Consider the following 738-nt stretch of genomic DNA (forward strand, 5'->3'; position numbering starts at 1 on the left):
TGCGCTCCGAACTATTCAGCGGCACAATGCTTCTCGGCAGCGTCGACTTCACTTGGGAGAAGTCGTGAGCCGTGTGAAAGTTGCGGTGATCGGGTCGGGCGGTATCGGTTCCGATGTGCTGATCGAGGTTCTGCGTTCGTCGGAGACCCTGGAGATGGCCGCCATGGTCGGCATCGATCCGGCCTCGTAGGGGTTGGCTCGTGCGGATCGGTTCGGGGTGCCGACCTCCGCGCGCGGGGTGGCCGGACTCCTCTGCATGGAGCATTTCGACGAGATCGACATCGTCTTCGACGCTACGACCGCGGGCGCGCACAAAGCCAATGCGGCCGCGCTCGAGCCGCACGGCAAGCGCCTGATCGACTTGACGTCCGCCGCGCTCGGCCCACTCGTCGTACCGGCGGTGGACCTCGATCAGCACCTGGACGCGCCGAACGTCAACATGGTGACGTGTGGTGGTCAGGCCACCATTCCGATCGTCGCGGCCATTTCGCGCGTCACCGCAGTGCCCTACGCCGAGGTCGTCGCTCCGATCGCCTCGAAGCCTGTCGGCCCCGGAACCAGGACGATGATCGACGATTTCACCGAGACCACCTCACGAGCGATCGAAGCTGTCGGCGGTGCGACCGCCGGCCGGGCGATCATCGTGCTCGATCCGGCCGAGCCGCGGCTCATGCGCGATACCGTGCTCGCGCTGATCGGTGATCCGGATCCGAAAACCCATGCGGCCGTGCGGGTATC

At 65.9% G+C, this 738-nt stretch carries 1 pseudogene; it reads left to right on the top strand.

Annotated elements, in window-relative coordinates:
- Positions 1-64 precede the first annotated feature (64 nt).
- A pseudogene (locus tag AC5592_RS34380) lies at positions 65-738 on the top strand (acetaldehyde dehydrogenase (acetylating)); the annotation flags it as partial.

It is taken from the genome of Nocardia violaceofusca NBRC 14427, assembly GCF_963869435.1.
GTDB classification, from domain to species: domain Bacteria; phylum Actinomycetota; class Actinomycetes; order Mycobacteriales; family Mycobacteriaceae; genus Nocardia; species Nocardia aobensis.